The following is a 440-nucleotide window of genomic DNA, read 5'->3' as shown; positions in this document are numbered from 1 at the left end:
ATCGACGCGCGGTCGAACCCCGGCACGTCGAGGTCAGCGTCGACGCGTTCGGCGAGCACCCGCCCGCGAGCGTCCGCGAGCGGGACGGTCTCCGGGTCGGGTTCGAGGTCGAGCGACGCGATGGCGTCGTGGGCCTTCGTGGGTTCGGCGAGGTCGCGGAACTCCTTGCGGTCGCTCATTGGTTCGCCTCCCAGTCCTGAACCGCAACGGTGTCACCCGCGTCGATCCCCTCCGCGGCCTCGTCGACGACGACCCAGCCGTCCGCGAGCGCGACGCTCGACAGCACGCCCGACCCCGACACGCGGGTCGGGATCGCGGCCGGTAGGGGTTCGTCCGGGCGCTCCTCCAGCCGAACCCTGGCGAACGTTCGAACGCCGGGCTCGCTGGCGATCTTCCGGTCCAGTCGCGCCTCGGTCGTCGGGTGGGGCGGCAGCGGCGCG

At 73.2% G+C, this 440-nt stretch carries 1 pseudogene; it reads right to left on the bottom strand.

The features are described from left to right. Positions 1-175: 175 nt before the first annotated feature. A pseudogene (locus EXE41_RS18800) lies at positions 176-440 on the bottom strand (molybdopterin molybdenumtransferase MoeA); the annotation flags it as partial.

This window comes from Halorubrum sp. SD690R (assembly GCF_005435035.1).
Lineage (GTDB): Archaea > Halobacteriota > Halobacteria > Halobacteriales > Haloferacaceae > Halorubrum > Halorubrum ezzemoulense.
This window is presented reverse-complemented; position numbering and strand designations above follow the sequence as displayed.